Below are 16,547 nucleotides of genomic sequence, written 5' to 3' on the forward strand. Positions count from 1 at the left end.
TATAAGATTATTAATATTTATTAATGCTTTTTTATAATTGTTCCGTTTATAATCTCAATTAATGGATTTTTGCAAGGTGTTTGATTTCCTGAGATTATAGCTTCAACACTTTTGTATTTAAACTCAGTTGGTGTTTTTTTGTTTAGATACTTAAAATTAGATGTAATCCATTCGATTATATCTTTCTTTTGTACACCTATAATAATATCTTTTTCTATAAGTTGTTTAAAGGTGTCAGAAAGTCTATTTGATTGACCTTTAAATAATAATTTATTATTCGTATCTCTAAAATTACTTAGTATATTTCGTAGTTGCTGATGTTCTTTAGAATCAAAATAAGGGTTTAAAACATTTAAAATTTCTTCTAAATGATTTTCTGATATACTAGGTTTGATGTTTATTTCATTACTTTCTTGAGTACTTTGGATATTGGTTATTTTTCCGCTTTGAATTTCATTGTTGTTTACGTCTAATTCTTTTCTTCTGTCATCTAAAAATTTTTGATATTCTTGATAATACCAATAATGATCTTGGTTAATCTTATTTTGATAGTCCTCATCCGTATTTATAGCATCATCAAAGTAAAAATCTGTTGATTCTTCGAGTTGTTGAATTTCTTTCTCTTGATTTTTAGATATGTAGTTTATAAAATCTATCTCAGAAGCTAGTAAATTAGTATTTAAGTAATCTTTTAATAAATTAAAATAAGAAAATTCAATTGTTACTCTTAAACCTTGTCTTAAAGCTTTTTGATTTTCCTTTTTTTCATTTTTTGAGTCGCTATTGTGGTTATAGATTTTGTTAATATTGCTTTCAAATAGATTGAAATATTTTTTGATTCCATCTATAAGATCATTTGTGAAATTTTTATTTCGCTCAATACTTGTTCTAGGTAAATATGTTAGCCCAACCTCTAAATGTGTATGAAATATTTCTTCTAATTTTAAGTTTTCGTCATCACTTAAATTTCTATCAAGACTTTCAATAATTAAATCCAAAGTATTTTGTCTTACTTGAATTTGTTCTTTAGTATAAATATAAAAACGTTTTAGTTCTTCTTCATTTAGATATAGTTTTGCTTCAGATATAATCTTATCAATAGAGTCTTGACCTATTAAGAGTCTAAAGGTTTGGTTTAATTCACGAATACTTTTTTTAAATAGACAGTAATTAATGTTTTCTGAAGATTTAGTAAAAGCAGTATTTATAATTGGGTAGAAGCTATCTAGTTCGTTAATAGCTATATCAAACTTACGTCTTAAGGTCTTTAATTCTTTTTTTTCATTATCTATTATTTTTGATTGATGCGCATTGATATTAGTTTTCAAGGTTTTATGTAAGGCATTAAAATATATTTTAGTTAATAAAAGAAGTCTATTAGTGGCAAAAGTTTTTTGTCCTAGTTCTGTTTCTCTAATTCCATAGAACTGATTTAATTTAGCCAAATTATCTAAACGAGGGTGTGAGATATAATCTTGTCCATAAATAAAAATTAACCATTCAGCTAAGTTTATTTGATTTCGATATTCTAAATTTAAATTTTTACCTGTTAATTCTTTATATCGTTTATTTATGTGGTCTGTGCCGTAATTAGGTCTGTCTTGATTCCAATGGACTAATATTAAACCTTCACTTAATAATTCATTTACTTTTAATGTAAAGTCTTTAATGTTCTCTGATTCATTACCTAAATATTCTTTTGCCTTTCCGTCTGAATAAATGCAAAGCGCTGAAATTTGTTCGCCTTCATTAAAATTGTCGCATTGGTAGTGAACAAAAAAAACATCCTCATAATTTATAAATTCTTTATTTTTTAATTTTAGAAAAATAGATTTCCGATTTTTTAAATACTCTGCATATTCTTTATTAAAAAAAAAGGTTTTACGGTTTTCATCATTTAAAAAATCTTCTATCGTCGAATTACCGTCATTATCAAAATCAATTTCCTTATATTCTTTCTCAAGTCGTTTCTCTAATTTTTCTAATTGATGATTTATAAAAAATAGTTCATCTGATTTCGGGTTAATAGATTTAAAATACTCATAGTGTAAATTGTAATGCTCATTCACTGTTATAGTTCTTTTAAAACGTTGCTTAATGTTTTCAAAATCTATGTTATTAATTATTTCAATTATAGTTTTGAAATATTGCTTTATAAAATCGATATCGTATTTTGATTCTATAACATACTCTAACCGTTCATAACTAGGTGTAGAAGCTACAAAAAAGTCATATTCACAGTTAAAAGTAGGAGTACCATAAGGTATAAAGTCAGTCTCAATAAAACTTTCAAGTCTATTAAGGGTTTCAGTAAAAACATGATTTAGAAAATGCTGTTTTTTAGAGTAAGGATAAGCCTTTTTATAAATTAATACTAAATCAGTTATTATGGATTGAAAAGCTTTTATATCAATATAATGTGAAAAGTCAACAAATTGAGTATTTTTAGTCCTGTACTTTCCCATAAAAGGGTCATTGTCTTTGTAGTCTAGCCACTTTCGTAAGCTTGAAGCAATGTTGTTGTATGCTTTTGTTTCGCAATCTTTAGTACCTATAATAAAATGTGAAGCAAATAAATTTGTATTGCCTAAATACTCCATTTTGTAACTATTTTTTAAGAACATTATTGAATGTGTCCTTTTTTACGTTAAAGTGAAATTAGTGAAAAAAGTGAAGTATAAAAACAAACTTTTTAATTCGCTTTTTTAAACCCTTGCGTTAGTACATCGGTTTGTGCTTGTATTTGTTCATTCTCAAAGCTATCTAAGTAGTTTTGAGTAACTTTTAAATCACTATGCCCTAGCAGGTCACTTATCATTGCAATATTAGTACCTGAACGCTTTAAAACAGTTGCAAAGCTATGGCGTGCGCTGTACGTAGTTACATGATGAGGTATTTCTAATTTTTTGGCAATACGTTGAATGTATTTATTTATCAACTTGGTTAAGTCTTGGTAAACCCTCCTTTGTCTTTCGGGTGTCATGGTTTCGTTAATATGCGGAAAGATAAAAGCTTTTTGGTTTAACGAGTTCACACCCCATTTTTTAATGATTGCTTTGCTTTCATCTTTTAAAGCAATGCGTATTCCTTTTTTATCACTATTGGTAGATGAGGTTTTAGCACGCTCATAGGTTAAAATTTCATCGTTTATATTTTCCCATTTCAGTAAACAAAAATCTTTTACATTCATACCATTACATAAATACAAAAACATCCAATAATCACGTGCCATTGCTTCACTATCCGTTTCAGGTTCGTAATTATAGATTTTAGCAACCTCAGCAGAGGTTAAAGCTTTTTTGGTATTCTTGGCGGTTGGTATGGTGTATTTATCTTTACCACGCCCAAAAGGGTAAAGGGTTTTATCTATGTTTTGAGCGTTGTAGATAGCTCTTAAACTTCTAAGGTACATACTAACTGTAGTAGTGCTTCTTTCATTCTTAAACATAACCTTTTCATACTTGCGTAACAGTTCGGGAGTTATTTCGGCGAAAGTTAGGTTTGGTTTAAAATCAATAATACTTTTTTTAGCACATTCATAAGTTACGGCTGTACCTATTTTACTATTTTCTTTTAGTTCTGCAATTTTCTTATCAAATGCGTATGATACATCGTTGTTAACGTCTCTGCTTTCAAAATACCCCTCTTGAAATTTTGCAAACGTGAATATTTCTAACCCATCAATAATTTTATTAGCCTTAGCCTTAAAAGCTTCTAATTTGATAAGGGTGGCTTTTTGTTCTTGGGTTCTTCTTTTAGCTGAAAATAGTGTTTCGTATTCGTTTGGGGTAAGGTCTACACCAGTAGTATAATGTCTACGTAATCTATTAAAGGTAACTTTAATCTTAACCGAACATTTTCCCGTTGCTTTTTGTCGTGGGTCAAGGTAAATTTCTGCTGTAGCTTTCATGTTGTTGCCGTTTTGTAACACGTTTGTAACACAAATGTAACACAACAACGTAAAATAAACAATAAAAATAGTTTAATTAAATTAGTTTAAACTCTTTATTTACAAGTCTTTTAGTGTGTTTTGTTTTGTGATGCTATTTTTTTGTTTTGCAACTAATTTATGCCTTCTAAGCAGACGGTCACAGGTTCGAATCCTGTCGCGATCACAAGAACAAAGCCTTTGAGAAATCAAAGGCTTTCTTGTTTTTAATACTTATCTACTCCCTGTTATTACACACTCGTTAAACAGCTTTTAGAAGCCCTTCAAAGCAATCTTTTAAATAATACTAATATTTTACCACAGCAAACAACAAAATAGCTATAAAGTAGAATAAACAACCTCTATTTTAAAATTGCTAACGTATTTTAGAAATACTATGATTGTAACAATAAAAAGCCGCCTCTTTTAAAAACGTGGCTCTGTATATCTTTCTTACTCATACCGCCACTAGCTCGACGGTAGCGGAAACTGGGGGATTTCACCCTTATATTTTAAAAGTTCACTCAAATTTTACATTATCAAATTACTTTTCCTTTTCTAAATAGTCTAAAACATCCTGCTTCGCTTTTTCATTTGCTCTGTATAAATTGAACTTAAAGCTATCTTTTTTTAGCATTTCTTCCAATGTATAATAACGAATAGTACTTTGCCCAGCTCCCCCAGTTGTATAAACATATTCAGGTATTGTAATTCCTTTCTCTATTATAAAATAACGTAAAGCAAGCATGTTTTTATGAAAGAGGCAATAATAAATAACACCTTCTTGAAAATCAGTCATTTTATCATATTCATATGTATCCATATCAGCTCCCTTCTCACAAAGTTCTTTGACCATTTCAACACAAAAATTTCCAACTTCATCATTTGCTTTTATTGCCAATAAAAGGGGTGAAGACTTTCTTATACGCCCATTATGATTATATTCTATTTCAAAGTTCGGCTTACCTCCATTTTTTAATAATGTTTCAAAATAATAATTATTGCATTTTTGATTATATTCTATTGAACACATAAAAGGTGTTATATCATAGTAATTTCCTATAACTAAATTAGGATTAGCTCTATGCTTTAACAAACAATCAAAAGCATCTTTTTTATCATTCACTATAGCTAATGCTAGTAGTGTCATATGATATTTAGGATCTTGAAAATCAATAGATACATTATAATCCTTAATCTGCTTTTCTATTTCTCTTACATTGTTATTTTTAACTGCTAAGGCAAGCTCCCAATTTGGAGTTTTTTCAAAATTACTAAAGCGAAAACCCGGCATAGCATTTTCCATTGAACATGCCAAACAACAAATGGATAAGAAAGAATTAAATAAAACAAGGTTTTTCAAAGTTTTTAAACTCATGGTGTAAATATTTTATTATTAATACATATTTCGAGGACTTTTAACAATTTCATCATTACCACTTCCTTTATGTTGGGTGGCCTGATTGTTTTTTTTAATTGTCTCAATAACAGTTCCAATCATGTAAGCCGCCCAAAACTTATTACCCCCCCCTCCCATAGAATGACCCACGAACGTTAACTCAATATCTCCAAAATCTTTTGACATTTCTCTAGCCAATTTAGCTTCACGGTCGTATTGTTCAGAAGCCCCAGCTACTTGTTTTAAATTTTGTGATCCATCTATTACAAAAAAATCTTCTGTTTCAGCATATATGTATGCATATTCAAAAGTACCATCAGATTTTAGTCTTTGATACATCGTACTTTTTAACCCATTATTTTCATTATTTTGATCATAATCAATTATATATGATAATTCCCATCCCCTACTAATTGTATTGAACCCGGATTATATACATCAGCTGCCATCAGTGCGGCTTCATACGGGGTAGGTTCCAAACCATTTAAATTAACATATCTAATAGAATTCTGCAAACAATAATTATACGGAGACCACCCCGTAAAAAGCCCACCTCTTTTAAAAATGTGGGCTCTGTATATCTTTCTTACTCATACCGCCACTAGCGTGACGCTAGCGGGAGCTGGGGACATTACCAATTACTATATTAATTATTCGGATAATTTATGTGGACCAAATTCAAACTCTTTTAACTCTTCAAGTTCTTTTCTAATTTTCTTATCCCATTCGTTCTGTGCTTCTTGTATCCTACCATGTACAGTTTCCTCATCATATAAGATATGCCTTTCATAAACTTCTTTTATATATTTATTTGAAATTTTTTCATAGTCTTCTTGAATAATATTCTCTTTCTTTAGCAGTTCTAAAAATTCCTTTCGTATCTTCCGAGCATATAATTCAGATATATTAAAATGTGTTTGCTCATGATTTAATAAACTTGTTGAATTTGATATGGTCCATGATATATTTTTTAAAAAGTAACATACCGGATAGGGATATATGATTCCCTCACTATTCGACATGCTTATAAATAAAAATTTTACTGATGTTACAGCATCACTCTTATGTGTCACATTTGGTTCTATTTTCTCTTTTCCTTGAAAATCTATCCATTCTAAAGGTCTATCTAGTTGCCATAAAAGGATAGTATCATTCTCTATTTCTTGACTGAAAACAATACTTGAGAATAATTGCAGAAAAATTATTAATATTCTATTTTTCTTTCCCAAACCAATTCCAATTTTCCATTTGACTTTTTCTTTTTGAAATCCAATTTCCATTTTCGTTGTAAACATATTCGAAAGACATTTGGTGCGTTAGTTCATCTTGTTCATTCAACCAATCTTGCACTATCAAATTACCCTTTTAATCATATTGGGATACGAATTTTGTATAACTCCCATCAGAACCATACACAGGATTAAAAACTCTCATACCATCTGCTTAATCTCTAATTGATTACCATTGGCATCATAAGTGTCTTTTGTTCCTTGTATTCGGGATCCCCATCTTTATAACTGCCAACAATTCAAATAAAAGCGCACGGCTTCTATACCATACGTTTTTGTTATTTTTTGTTAGGGAGTACGAGCGAGACCCTCGCACTAACTTAGAAATTAAAAAACCCTTATAGTCATTCCAATTATTAATAGAGATTTATAAAAAAGTAATAATCATCAGTACTGTTGCATGGACTAAATGCACCATTTACATCCTTAGTTAACAATATTTGAATAATATTATTATAGCTTACAGTTCTTACATAATAATTTTTAAATGAAATATCGTTTACAGATTTTGACCATTTATCTGAAGTTTTAATATAAGATACTTTTATTTTAAGTAAATCTTCTTGATCAAAATCAATTAATACACTAGAAATAGGTTCAAAATTTTTATCTATTAGCACAATCTGATTTAAATTTGATTGAAAATTTGTTTGTATAACATATTTATTATTTTCCAAAGAAGATATAGGCGAACCTTCATTATTATACATCAAAATATATATCAACTTTTCATTATCATCTATAACTAAAAATGAATTAATTCCACTCATAGTTAAATTTTCCATGCTTAAAATAGGTGATTCAGTAGATAGAACACCATAAATTGAAACACCTTTATAAACCTTTAATTTAATAAACAATAATTCTAAATCCTTCTGAGGATGTTTATAAACTAAATCACTATTAGTTTTTACTAAATCAAAATTTAAGCTATCCACAACCTTTCTACTCTCTGAAAATGTCAAAGTATCCTTATTAGACATATTCAGTCTTGAAAGAAAATCATTAAAACCAGTTTGAGCATAAACACTTGAAAATAGTAGTTGAAATAATAATATTATATAATACTTTTTCATAATAATTTTATCTAATTGCTTTGACACCATTTTCATTAATTTGAATATTTTTTAGAGGAGGATCAGTAGCATCCCCTTCAACACTCATCCCATAGGATCAACCATGCTAACCGGAATATTAAACAATAAACGTATGGAGAAAACTCTAATCCTTTATCCGCTAATGGGTCAACACTTAACCAAATACTGGTTTTTGGGTTGTAGTAGCGTGCAACGTAATAGTAGTTGAAATTAAAGTTATCCAAAACATTATTTTATATAACAAATATCTCATAAAATAGACATACTTTACAAAAGTGCACTAGTACTAGATTATTATATAATTCTCCCTGTTAGGGCATTTTGAACTCTCTTCAAATATTTCAATCATATTCAATTATAATATCGGAATCATTTTGATAGATTACACCTTCTACGGTTCCTACAGTACCACACTGATTTTCTATATAATACCCAATATTGGGAATACCTTTTTCATCTTCAAACAAATGATTTCTGAATATATATCGAGTAGCATCCAGCTTATTCTCTTTTATTATCGCTCCATCATTTACCAATTCCCATTTGTGTCCATTCTTATTCCAACACACACCAATTTCATCTGCATCCAAATAAATACCACTAATATCAAGAATAACAAAGTTTTCACTAAAAAATTCGAAAGATTTTAATTTGCCTACTGAAATAATTCGTTCTTTACTGCTGTAATTAGTCATCACTGTAATTACCTGTGATTTATCTCTGGGATATAGGTAAATCAAATCATGTCTATCATCTATACAGCTACTAAATATTAATGATAAGAATATTGTTTTAAATAAAAAATAGATTCTATTATTCATTAGTATTAATTTTTATTTAAATATAATGTATTATATCGTTAAGGTCTATAATATGGATAAGTAGTCCAATAAACCTGATTAGCTGGTGCTTTATATGGTTGATACAACTTTTCAATATCCTTATTATACAATTCAACACCAATTAACCAACCTATATACTGAGCTTTCTGAGTTGGTATACCTTCAACTGACCAAGTAAAGTTAAAAAATATATAACTTAAATATCCATCGCCAATTTCAAGATAACCTCTTTCAAGTCTTGAATCTTGCCAAGATTGTAAAGCATCAAAGCCAAAACGAGAGCCTCCCCAGCCCAGACCAAACCTTCCAGCTACAATTCCAGCTCCCAAATTACCAAAATCTCGTGCAGATGCCATTTTTCCATCTGAAGTCATACTTCCTCTATACATATATTGTAACGCTGATTGTTCTCCCTTATTTTCTTTGATATCTCTGGTTTTGAAATCATATGGTTTATTTCCACGACCATTCCACATATAAGGGATTATCTCGGGATCTGCTCCAATAATTTCATTCTCTATAAAACATGCCCCCTCACTAGAATAAGTATCAATGACTGTACCCTTAACAGCCTTACCATTAGCTACAAATGAATGTGTGGTTAAAGACTCTCCTACTTTTGTCCCATCTTCCAAAACAACATCTGTTTTACCATCATCAACTCAATCTTGAACAGTATATGTTCCATCTCCATTATCTGATACTATCGTTGTAAATGGTGCCATCCCATTCGGATCAATCAAATTAACCGGATTCTGCATACAATAATTATACGGTGACCACCCCGTAAAAAGCCCACCTCTTTTAAAAATGTGGGCTCTGTATATCTTTCTTACTCATATTGCCACTAGCGTGACGCTAGCGGGAGCTGGGGTTAATTTCGTATCTTATTTATAAAATTTTCTACATTAAAATCAATCTCATATTTCATAACGCTATCCTTTTTAACCAAATACAAGCGATTTAATGATATATCAATAAACATATCATCAATAATATCATTATTCATTAAACTGAGGTTGTCATAAAACACTTTTCTCACAGCACTATTTTTCTCATCAATCTCATTTTTATAAGTCCCTAAATACCCACTTTTGGATATTAATTCAGTTAAGAAATAAAAACCTTTAGTCATAAAAAGGTTAATTGAATCATTTTCTATTCCTTTTAAAACAAAATAAGAACTAAATAATGGTTGGTAAGATACTTTTATCTGTTTTTCATGTCTAAGCAACGAATCAATCATAAACACAAGATTGTAGTCATTTCTAAACTTCCTTTCAATACCATCTTTATCGAAACTATTTATATATATATTATCCGCTTCCGAATTTGGTAGTTTCATATCCTTAAATTCATAATTTTTAAGATAATTGGAAACTTTTTTACTTTTAAATTTTCTATAAAATTCAGTTTCCCCTTTTAATTTTCTGAAAAAAATTTCTTCTCCATCAATCCTATATTCTTTTAATTCACCAACTGATGAAGTAAAATTTATTACAACATCAACTTCAACACTCCTTTTCTTCTTTGGAGTACAGTCATTAAAAATTAAAAGAATTAAAAGAACCATTATATATTGATACTTATCGTACAAACGGTAGCCAAGCTTTTGGGACATAACTTTTATATTTTGCTATTAAACTCTTATATATATTATTACTAGATAAATATTTACCAGTACTATAATAATAATGTCTAGCTGTATTTCCTATTACATACCCTTTTGAATTATTAGTCGTACCATCAAATATTAATATTTCTCCTGTATAACCTTCAATAGTATCTCCTCTATAACTCCCATCAGAACCATACACAGGATTAAAAACTCCCATCCCCGTAGGATCTGTCAACATCACAGGGTTCTGCATACAATAATTATACGGAGACCACCCCGGGTAATCGTCCGCTAATGGGTCAACACTTAACCAAATACTGGTTTTAGGGTTGTAATAGCGGGCACCGTAATAATAGTTATTAGTTATAAGCAAATCAAATAGTAAACTTTTATCAATTTAAATATAGTAAGACGTTTCTTAAATTAAAACTATTACAAATAAAAAGCCCACCTCTTTTAAAAAGGTAGGCTTTGTATATCTTTCTCATTTCTGCCGCTACTCGCGAGACAGTAACGGGAGCTGAGGAATTGCAAATGTGCATGACTTTTGGCGTTGTTATTATTCAGTTAGATTTATAATTTCATTTTTTTTGTACAAGTTTGTTAGAAACCTTGATTTAATTCTAAACTGACTCCTTTTCTTAATTTTGGGGTTCGTTGACATATTTTCTAATTTAATTCCTGGATCATAATAAATATTTCCGTTTGCCATTTGTCCAAGAAAAAGTTGAAAGTCCGTTCCAGTCCCCAAAATCACGTTGTTACCATATTTGTATTTTCTATCTCCTCTTGTATCGGAAAGAGATGGAACATAACAAGCTTTATCGTGTTTCCTGTTCCAATGTAAGAGCATAGATGAAAAACTCCATGAAGCCGCTTCATTTCCAGCCTGGTCAATTAATGAAATACTTCCGTTTGAATTTCTGATTTTTCCGCTTTCTTGGTCAAAACCAATTAACCTCATTTCCAATTTGGTCGTTGGATGTAATTCTCCCGCTTTGTGAACACCCCCAAAGTTCATTCGGTCAGGTCTTCCAAGTTTATCTGGATAACCATAGGTTTTTATAAAGTATTCTGTTCCCTCAGATTTATAAAGTCCATCTGTAGGTTCTGGTGTCATCAATGTTATTACAGAAGAGTTTATGTTTTCGAATTTTTTAACGCCAAATTGTTTGATTTCCCACCCCAAAAAGTCAGGTTCAGAATATCCATTTGGTGTAACACCTAGTTCAGCTTCAAGCGTATAACCTCCACAATTTGATGCTCGACAAGGCAAAATATGACCTTCAGAATCTAATCGTTTTGAATCTATCCAACCTTGATTATGAATTCGTGCTAGTTCTTGTAATAAGACAAAACGATTATTTGCTGTACGTGGTAATTCGATTATTGAAAATACACCGTATTCTCCCAAATTCTTTTCTAATGCGAATTCATTTGCAATCTCAGATTCTGGATGAGCAACGTAGCCCAAAACAGTTCCACTTTTACCAACTCCAATGAACAATAGTCTATCTGCGATTCTTTGAGTCATTAATTCGGAAGGTGCATTTTTAGAACCTAAAAGAAAACCTGAAAATCTCACTTCTGGATATTTAGGGTAAAGAATCAATTGAGTATGCTTTGCAGGTGATAAGTTGCCCTCGTCTGTTATCCAAGAAAAATTTAATGAAGCTTTAAAACGTTCTCGTCTCCAATCTCCAGCCTCAACTGTTTCTATACTTGAAATGGGAAGAACATTAAGTATCTCAAAGTTACCTCCAAAATAAACTTGGTTTTTTGAATTGTCGTTTGGTGCAAGTCTTTTTATATAGATTTCATCACAACTATTATTGATGAATAGCGACTTTAGATTTTTTAGGTTCATTGATTTTCAAAAGTTCTTTTACAATGTTCTTTCCAATCGCTTGTATTAATGGCATAGCTACAGAATTACCAAATTGCTTATATGCTTGATTGTTAGAAACAGGAATAATAAATTTATCTGGGAAACCTTGAATTCTGGCACATTCTCTAGGTGTTAATCTTCTTGGATTTTTTCCTTTTTGTGGTATCAGTATTTCAGCGCCATCTTTATAATATCTTGCACTTAAAGTACGAGAAACTCCATTTAAATCGGTTAGTCCAAAACCAAAGCCATTCCCTTTAGCTTGATGTTTTTTCTTATATTCTTGAAGATAATTCCAAAGTTTATCAGACAAAGTATATTTTGGATCAACTTTTTTTTCTAAAATTTCTCTAATTGCCAATTCTACATTTGGTGGTTTAGGAAATTCAAAAGTTTCCTTTTCTTTGAAAACAGATTTTTTAAACCCAACAATTATGATTCTTTCTCTGTGTTGAGGAACATAATATTTTGCATCTAAAACTTTATAATGAATTGAATAGCCTAGTTCTGTTAGTGTTTCAGTAATAACTTTAAAAGTTTTCTTTTTGTCGTGAGAAACAAGGTTTTTTACATTCTCCAACATAAAAACCTTTGGTTTTTTATGCTCAATTATTCTCGCAATATCAAAAAACAATGTTCCTTGGGTTTTGTCTAAAAATCCGTGTTGTCTGCCTAAAGAATTTTTCTTTGAAACACCTGCAATGGAAAAAGGTTGACAAGGAAAACCGCCTAATAAAATATCATGGTCTGGAATTTCTTTTTCAGAAACTTGGGTTATGTCTCCAAAAGGAACTTCTCCAAAATTAGCTTCATATGTTTTTTTTGCAAAAGAATCCCATTCACTAGTAAAAACACATTTCCCTCCATTATTTTGAAATGCAAGTCGAATTCCTCCAATTCCTGCAAAAAGGTCGATGAATTTGAAGGTTGGGTTTTCTGGTGGTGGAAATGGAATATCCCATTTTATCGGTAAATAATATTGAAAATCTGGTTCTTGAGCTATCTCTAAATTTTCGTGTAATTCAGCTAAATATTCCTTTGCTGCTGGTCTGTAATATTGATAAACTCCATTTTTTTGATTTTGTAAATAATGAGTTAAATAAGCCATCTCGTTAGTAGTTTTCTTATCTACAACGATTTTTAATTTTTCTCTAATGTCCGAATATTTTTTGCTCATTTTCATTTTCCAAATATGCGCAGAATATAATTTTTTTCAGGCAATTATTTGCTTGTTTTCTTAACAATTTTTTCAACGATTATTAAGTACAATGTTGGCTAAAAACAGCTCTTTTGTTCTTTTGGGTAGGATTATTAGTATAGAAAAAACCAAGTATACTATTTTTCTGCTGGGTTTCAGTATGAAAAACAAAGGTTTGTCTAAGAACAATTGAGTGGTTTAGCGGTTAACTTAGTAAGTATACGAGAACAAGTAATTATTTATTACCATTGTTAGCAACTGCTCTTTAATAATTCCAATAATCAATTGGTGAAGATGCAGTTGTTTTCATCTCATCGTTGATTAGATTTTTTAAAAGTTTAAATGCATGTTGATATCTGTCTTTCACATCTGCAATTTGATCAGATTTATTCCATCCAGAGTCATTTACTGTTTCATCTAATTCTTTTTGACTCTTAAAGTTCAAATTTCCGGTTTCAGAAAGCATTGTCATTGCTCTTTTTCTCAATTCATGCAAATTAGCTCCTGTTATATAATTGTCAGTTAAGTCAATTTTCTCAATTATTATATCTATTAATTTTACGATTTGAGCTTTACGTTCATTCGTTGTCAGAAAATTTTCAAGTGTCATCGACATTCCACCATAAATCAAAGGTAATGATTGTAATGCTAATTCAATTTTGTAATCATTAATCCAATCAATTGAATCAAGCTTTTGATTTTCGATTTCATTTACTAGACACAATTGCATAGCTTCAACAAATCCATCTCTTGCCCAAAATCCGTAATCATTAATGTAAATAAAACTGCTTGCCATATGCTATATTTGTTCTTTTGCCCAACTTGTGGTTAACTCTTATAGCTGTATAAAAATACACTATATTTCTCTTTAAACCCAATGTAAAAGGAATTTTTATTCCTTATTTAAAAGTTAGAAATCACTATTTTTGTTACTAATAAAAGAACCGTTTATAGTTGTACAACGACCACCATTATTACCAAATCGTTTTTTATTTCTCTCTTGTTAGTCTATCCACCTCTTTAAGTAAAGTTGGTATTCTAAATTCACCATTCATTTCCTTTATTCTTTCCGAAGCGGTTTTTAGGTCTATTCCTACTGAAGTAATAAACAATGGGTTTTGGCTTATCCCTCTAAACACAACTTCCCTGTTTTTATTAATTGATGCGAAGTCTCTTTTAGCCACACCAATCACAGGAATTTCTTTATTTAAAGCATCATATAAATATGCTCCTAACCCATATTTGTTATTGTCATTTAAATACACAAAGCCATCAATAATGATTACGTGCACTTTATCTAAATCAATTTGTGAAATTAAGCTTAAAATGCACGGAAGTTCTCTTTTATAGAATTCTCCCGAAACGTATTCTTCTATACCTGATATGGTTTCCGAATAAACATTAAAGCAATCTTCTTTATTCCAGTCTTCAAAACTTAAGCAAATGGTTTTGGCATTGTCATTATAGTAATATGTGTCAAATACTAATATCATTATGTTTATTAATGTTTGAAATTTTTTACACTGGTTTGTGTAATTTTTCGTGTTCTTCAAAAAAGTAACCACTGTATTCAATAGTTTCTCCATTAAATTCTATTTCAGAGGATTCGTTAAATGGATATCCAGAGTTACATCCTACATTTTTACCTCTTACAATTATGCCACCTTCACCACCACAATCTGAATATAAAATTAATATCACTTTCATTTCATTGTAATCTGACGTAAGGTTTTCATATGCTTTTTGAATTAGTGGGAATTTAAATCTATTCTCTTTATAGTCATAATCGTTTAAATAGCTTAAAATTTCTTCAATAATAGATTTTACAGAATCTAATGACAGCGTCATTTTCCTTCCTTTATAAAAAGAAGTGTCATAAACTTCAAGTTTTTGAAATAGCTTATCGTAGCGCTCCTCTATTGGAATTTCATCTATTACTTTTAAAATTTCTAAAGCAAATTTTTCCGAAATTAAAATACTTAACTCAGGTTTACTCCCTCTTTTAATAGATTCTATTTGAGAATTAAAAAGTCTTATGAACTGTGAATTTTCATTTTGATTTTTCTCATAAAATTTCACTATGTTTTCCGGAATTTCAATGGAAGTGTGTTTATAAAAATAATCAAATAATTCCTCCGTATTTTTCATGGTATGCGGTTAAATGTTTGGTAGCTCATTATACATCCATAAAAATACATAATATTACTATTTATGCTCCAGAGAAGAAGAACTTTAAGATAATCACTGATTAACATAGTGTTAACTGGAATTGATATTATGCCTCGTTATTTTTTACATATGAAATTGGTTTTTCATTGATATAAACATTCACATAATATTCATTAGGTCGTATTTCTTTATTTTCCTGAAAATTAATGAAAGGTTTACTACATTTTGGACAACAGAAATTATTGTAATACTTAAAACTTCCATCTTTTGTTTTAGGTAACTGACGTTCAACTTCAGCCAATTTGTTTGGGTCTATTTCATTCTGCGTTTGAGCAGGTAAATCTTTAATAGCTTCGTATCTTACAAGTAATGTTTCCTTGCTGTTACTTGAATAGAAATACTGAATTTCTGAGAACCCAGCATGATAGAATTGTACACTAAAACTTGCGGAACAGAAATCACAAATGCAAATTAATCGTGTATTCCCTGATGAAATCAGCCCAGCATAATGAAGCCCTCTTTGAAACATCCCTTTTCCAACAAGTGATGCATTCATTTCTTCTCTATCTGATAAGAAAAAAGGCTGAAATCTAATTCCTTCTCCGTTTTCTTCATGGGTATCTGGGTTGTCTGAAATAATTCCGTCAATTTGAACAGATGAATTTCTGTTAATTCTGATAGAGCTATGAAAAAATTGTCCTGTTAAATCTGGATTATCATTCTTTGTATCAATTACAAATTTTCGTATCAGTTTATCATCTTCATAAATTTCTATAACTGGTTTTTCTTCTTTAAACTCAAATACAGGAAGCAGTTCAAAATCAATATTTCTTAGGTTTTGTTTCTGATTGGTTATATAAATTTTGTTTTCAGTTACTGTAACTCTTTCGTTTAATAATTTATTATGAATTTCAGGATAATCATTTTTCATTTTTTGCTGTACAAAATCTTCCATACGCTTTTTATTCTGTTTACTTTTTTTTCGGTCATTTCTCATGTCAAATATTGCCTTGATAATCATAGCTGATATTAAAATCCCTACAATGATGTTTCTATACGTTTGGAAAGTCATAAATATGTAAAACGGTATTGTATAACCGTATGTTATTAGTTTAGTTT

General features: G+C 29.9%; 16 protein-coding genes. All 16 read right to left on the reverse strand.

Annotated features, from left to right (window positions below; translation table 11 throughout):
• Nucleotides 1-20 precede the first annotated feature (20 nt).
• The 16 genes from Y10_RS11145 to Y10_RS11220 all read right to left on the reverse strand — a co-directional run bounded on the left by Y10_RS11145 (nucleotide 21) and on the right by Y10_RS11220 (nucleotide 16,500).
• Complete coding sequence (locus Y10_RS11145; protein ID WP_281765465.1) at nucleotides 21-2,600, reverse strand: hypothetical protein; 2,580 nt, start codon at nucleotides 2,598-2,600, stop codon at nucleotides 21-23.
• A gap of 92 nt (nucleotides 2,601-2,692) precedes the next feature.
• A complete protein-coding gene (locus tag Y10_RS11150) occupies nucleotides 2,693-3,910 on the reverse strand; it encodes a tyrosine-type recombinase/integrase (protein WP_281765466.1) in 1,218 nt (405 codons plus the stop codon).
• A gap of 562 nt (nucleotides 3,911-4,472) precedes the next feature.
• On the reverse strand, nucleotides 4,473-5,306 hold the full coding sequence (locus tag Y10_RS11155) for an ankyrin repeat domain-containing protein (protein WP_281765467.1): 834 nt from the start codon (nucleotides 5,304-5,306) through the stop codon (nucleotides 4,473-4,475).
• Between the two features lie 18 nt (nucleotides 5,307-5,324).
• Nucleotides 5,325-5,666: a hypothetical protein gene (locus Y10_RS11160; RefSeq protein ID WP_281765468.1), complete on the reverse strand. Its 342-nt coding sequence runs from the start codon at nucleotides 5,664-5,666 to the stop codon at nucleotides 5,325-5,327.
• 311 nt (nucleotides 5,667-5,977) lie between these two features.
• Nucleotides 5,978-6,607: a DUF922 domain-containing protein gene (locus Y10_RS11165; protein WP_281765469.1), complete on the reverse strand. Its 630-nt coding sequence runs from the start codon at nucleotides 6,605-6,607 to the stop codon at nucleotides 5,978-5,980.
• Nucleotides 6,608-6,972: 365 nt separating this feature from the next.
• Nucleotides 6,973-7,692: a hypothetical protein gene (locus Y10_RS11170; protein WP_281765470.1), complete on the reverse strand. Its 720-nt coding sequence runs from the start codon at nucleotides 7,690-7,692 to the stop codon at nucleotides 6,973-6,975.
• A gap of 362 nt (nucleotides 7,693-8,054) precedes the next feature.
• Nucleotides 8,055-8,408, reverse strand: coding sequence for a hypothetical protein (locus Y10_RS11175; protein WP_281765471.1), 354 nt, complete (start codon nucleotides 8,406-8,408; stop codon nucleotides 8,055-8,057).
• 164 nt (nucleotides 8,409-8,572) lie between these two features.
• Entirely contained in the window at nucleotides 8,573-9,190 is a 618-nt protein-coding gene (locus tag Y10_RS11180) for a hypothetical protein (RefSeq protein ID WP_281765472.1), read from the reverse strand.
• 239 nt (nucleotides 9,191-9,429) lie between these two features.
• On the reverse strand, nucleotides 9,430-10,176 hold the full coding sequence (locus Y10_RS11185; protein WP_281765473.1) for a hypothetical protein: 747 nt from the start codon (nucleotides 10,174-10,176) through the stop codon (nucleotides 9,430-9,432).
• Nucleotides 10,142-10,546 carry an RHS repeat-associated core domain-containing protein gene (locus tag Y10_RS11190; protein ID WP_281765474.1) on the reverse strand — a complete coding sequence of 135 codons (405 nt, stop codon included), beginning with the start codon at nucleotides 10,544-10,546 and terminating at the stop codon, nucleotides 10,142-10,144. Before Y10_RS11190 ends, Y10_RS11185 begins: the two co-directional genes overlap by 35 nt.
• Nucleotides 10,547-10,732: 186 nt before the next feature.
• Entirely contained in the window at nucleotides 10,733-12,040 is a 1,308-nt protein-coding gene (locus tag Y10_RS11195) for an MvaI/BcnI family restriction endonuclease (RefSeq protein WP_281765475.1), read from the reverse strand.
• A complete protein-coding gene (dcm, locus tag Y10_RS11200) occupies nucleotides 12,003-13,238 on the reverse strand; it encodes a DNA (cytosine-5-)-methyltransferase (protein ID WP_281765476.1) in 1,236 nt (411 codons plus the stop codon). Before dcm ends, Y10_RS11195 begins: the two co-directional genes overlap by 38 nt.
• Nucleotides 13,239-13,524: 286 nt before the next feature.
• Entirely contained in the window at nucleotides 13,525-14,055 is a 531-nt protein-coding gene (locus tag Y10_RS11205) for a hypothetical protein (RefSeq protein WP_281765477.1), read from the reverse strand.
• 193 nt (nucleotides 14,056-14,248) lie between these two features.
• Nucleotides 14,249-14,752 (reverse strand): endonuclease V, encoded by a 504-nt coding sequence (locus Y10_RS11210; RefSeq protein WP_408733616.1) that lies wholly within the window; start codon nucleotides 14,750-14,752, stop codon nucleotides 14,249-14,251.
• A gap of 25 nt (nucleotides 14,753-14,777) precedes the next feature.
• Entirely contained in the window at nucleotides 14,778-15,407 is a 630-nt protein-coding gene (locus tag Y10_RS11215; RefSeq protein ID WP_281765479.1) for a hypothetical protein, read from the reverse strand.
• Between the two features lie 127 nt (nucleotides 15,408-15,534).
• A complete protein-coding gene (locus tag Y10_RS11220) occupies nucleotides 15,535-16,500 on the reverse strand; it encodes a hypothetical protein (RefSeq protein WP_281765480.1) in 966 nt (321 codons plus the stop codon).
• Between the last annotated feature and the right edge of the window lie 47 nt (nucleotides 16,501-16,547).

This window comes from Neptunitalea lumnitzerae (assembly GCF_027924185.1).
Taxonomy (GTDB): Bacteria; Bacteroidota; Bacteroidia; order Flavobacteriales; family Flavobacteriaceae; genus Neptunitalea; species Neptunitalea lumnitzerae.

Bases quoted from the DNA above. Each gene is read 5' to 3' on its own strand.
- Y10_RS11145 (WP_281765465.1), bottom strand. From the start codon at position 2,600: ATGGAGTATTTAGGCAATACAAATTTATTTGCTTCACATTTTATTATA.
- Y10_RS11150 (WP_281765466.1), bottom strand. From the start codon at position 3,910: ATGAAAGCTACAGCAGAAATTTACCTTGACCCACGACAAAAAGCAACG.
- Y10_RS11155 (WP_281765467.1), bottom strand. From the start codon at position 5,306: ATGAGTTTAAAAACTTTGAAAAACCTTGTTTTATTTAATTCTTTCTTA.
- Y10_RS11160 (WP_281765468.1), bottom strand. From the start codon at position 5,666: ATGTATCAAAGACTAAAATCTGATGGTACTTTTGAATATGCATACATA.
- Y10_RS11165 (WP_281765469.1), bottom strand. From the start codon at position 6,607: ATGGAAATTGGATTTCAAAAAGAAAAAGTCAAATGGAAAATTGGAATT.
- Y10_RS11170 (WP_281765470.1), bottom strand. From the start codon at position 7,692: ATGAAAAAGTATTATATAATATTATTATTTCAACTACTATTTTCAAGT.
- Y10_RS11175 (WP_281765471.1), bottom strand. From the start codon at position 8,408: ATGACTAATTACAGCAGTAAAGAACGAATTATTTCAGTAGGCAAATTA.
- Y10_RS11185 (WP_281765473.1), bottom strand. From the start codon at position 10,176: ATGTCCCAAAAGCTTGGCTACCGTTTGTACGATAAGTATCAATATATA.
- Y10_RS11195 (WP_281765475.1), bottom strand. From the start codon at position 12,040: ATGAACCTAAAAAATCTAAAGTCGCTATTCATCAATAATAGTTGTGAT.
- dcm (WP_281765476.1), bottom strand. From the start codon at position 13,238: ATGAGCAAAAAATATTCGGACATTAGAGAAAAATTAAAAATCGTTGTA.
- Y10_RS11205 (WP_281765477.1), bottom strand. From the start codon at position 14,055: ATGGCAAGCAGTTTTATTTACATTAATGATTACGGATTTTGGGCAAGA.
- Y10_RS11210 (WP_408733616.1), bottom strand. From the start codon at position 14,752: ATGATATTAGTATTTGACACATATTACTATAATGACAATGCCAAAACC.
- Y10_RS11215 (WP_281765479.1), bottom strand. From the start codon at position 15,407: ATGAAAAATACGGAGGAATTATTTGATTATTTTTATAAACACACTTCC.
- Y10_RS11220 (WP_281765480.1), bottom strand. From the start codon at position 16,500: ATGACTTTCCAAACGTATAGAAACATCATTGTAGGGATTTTAATATCA.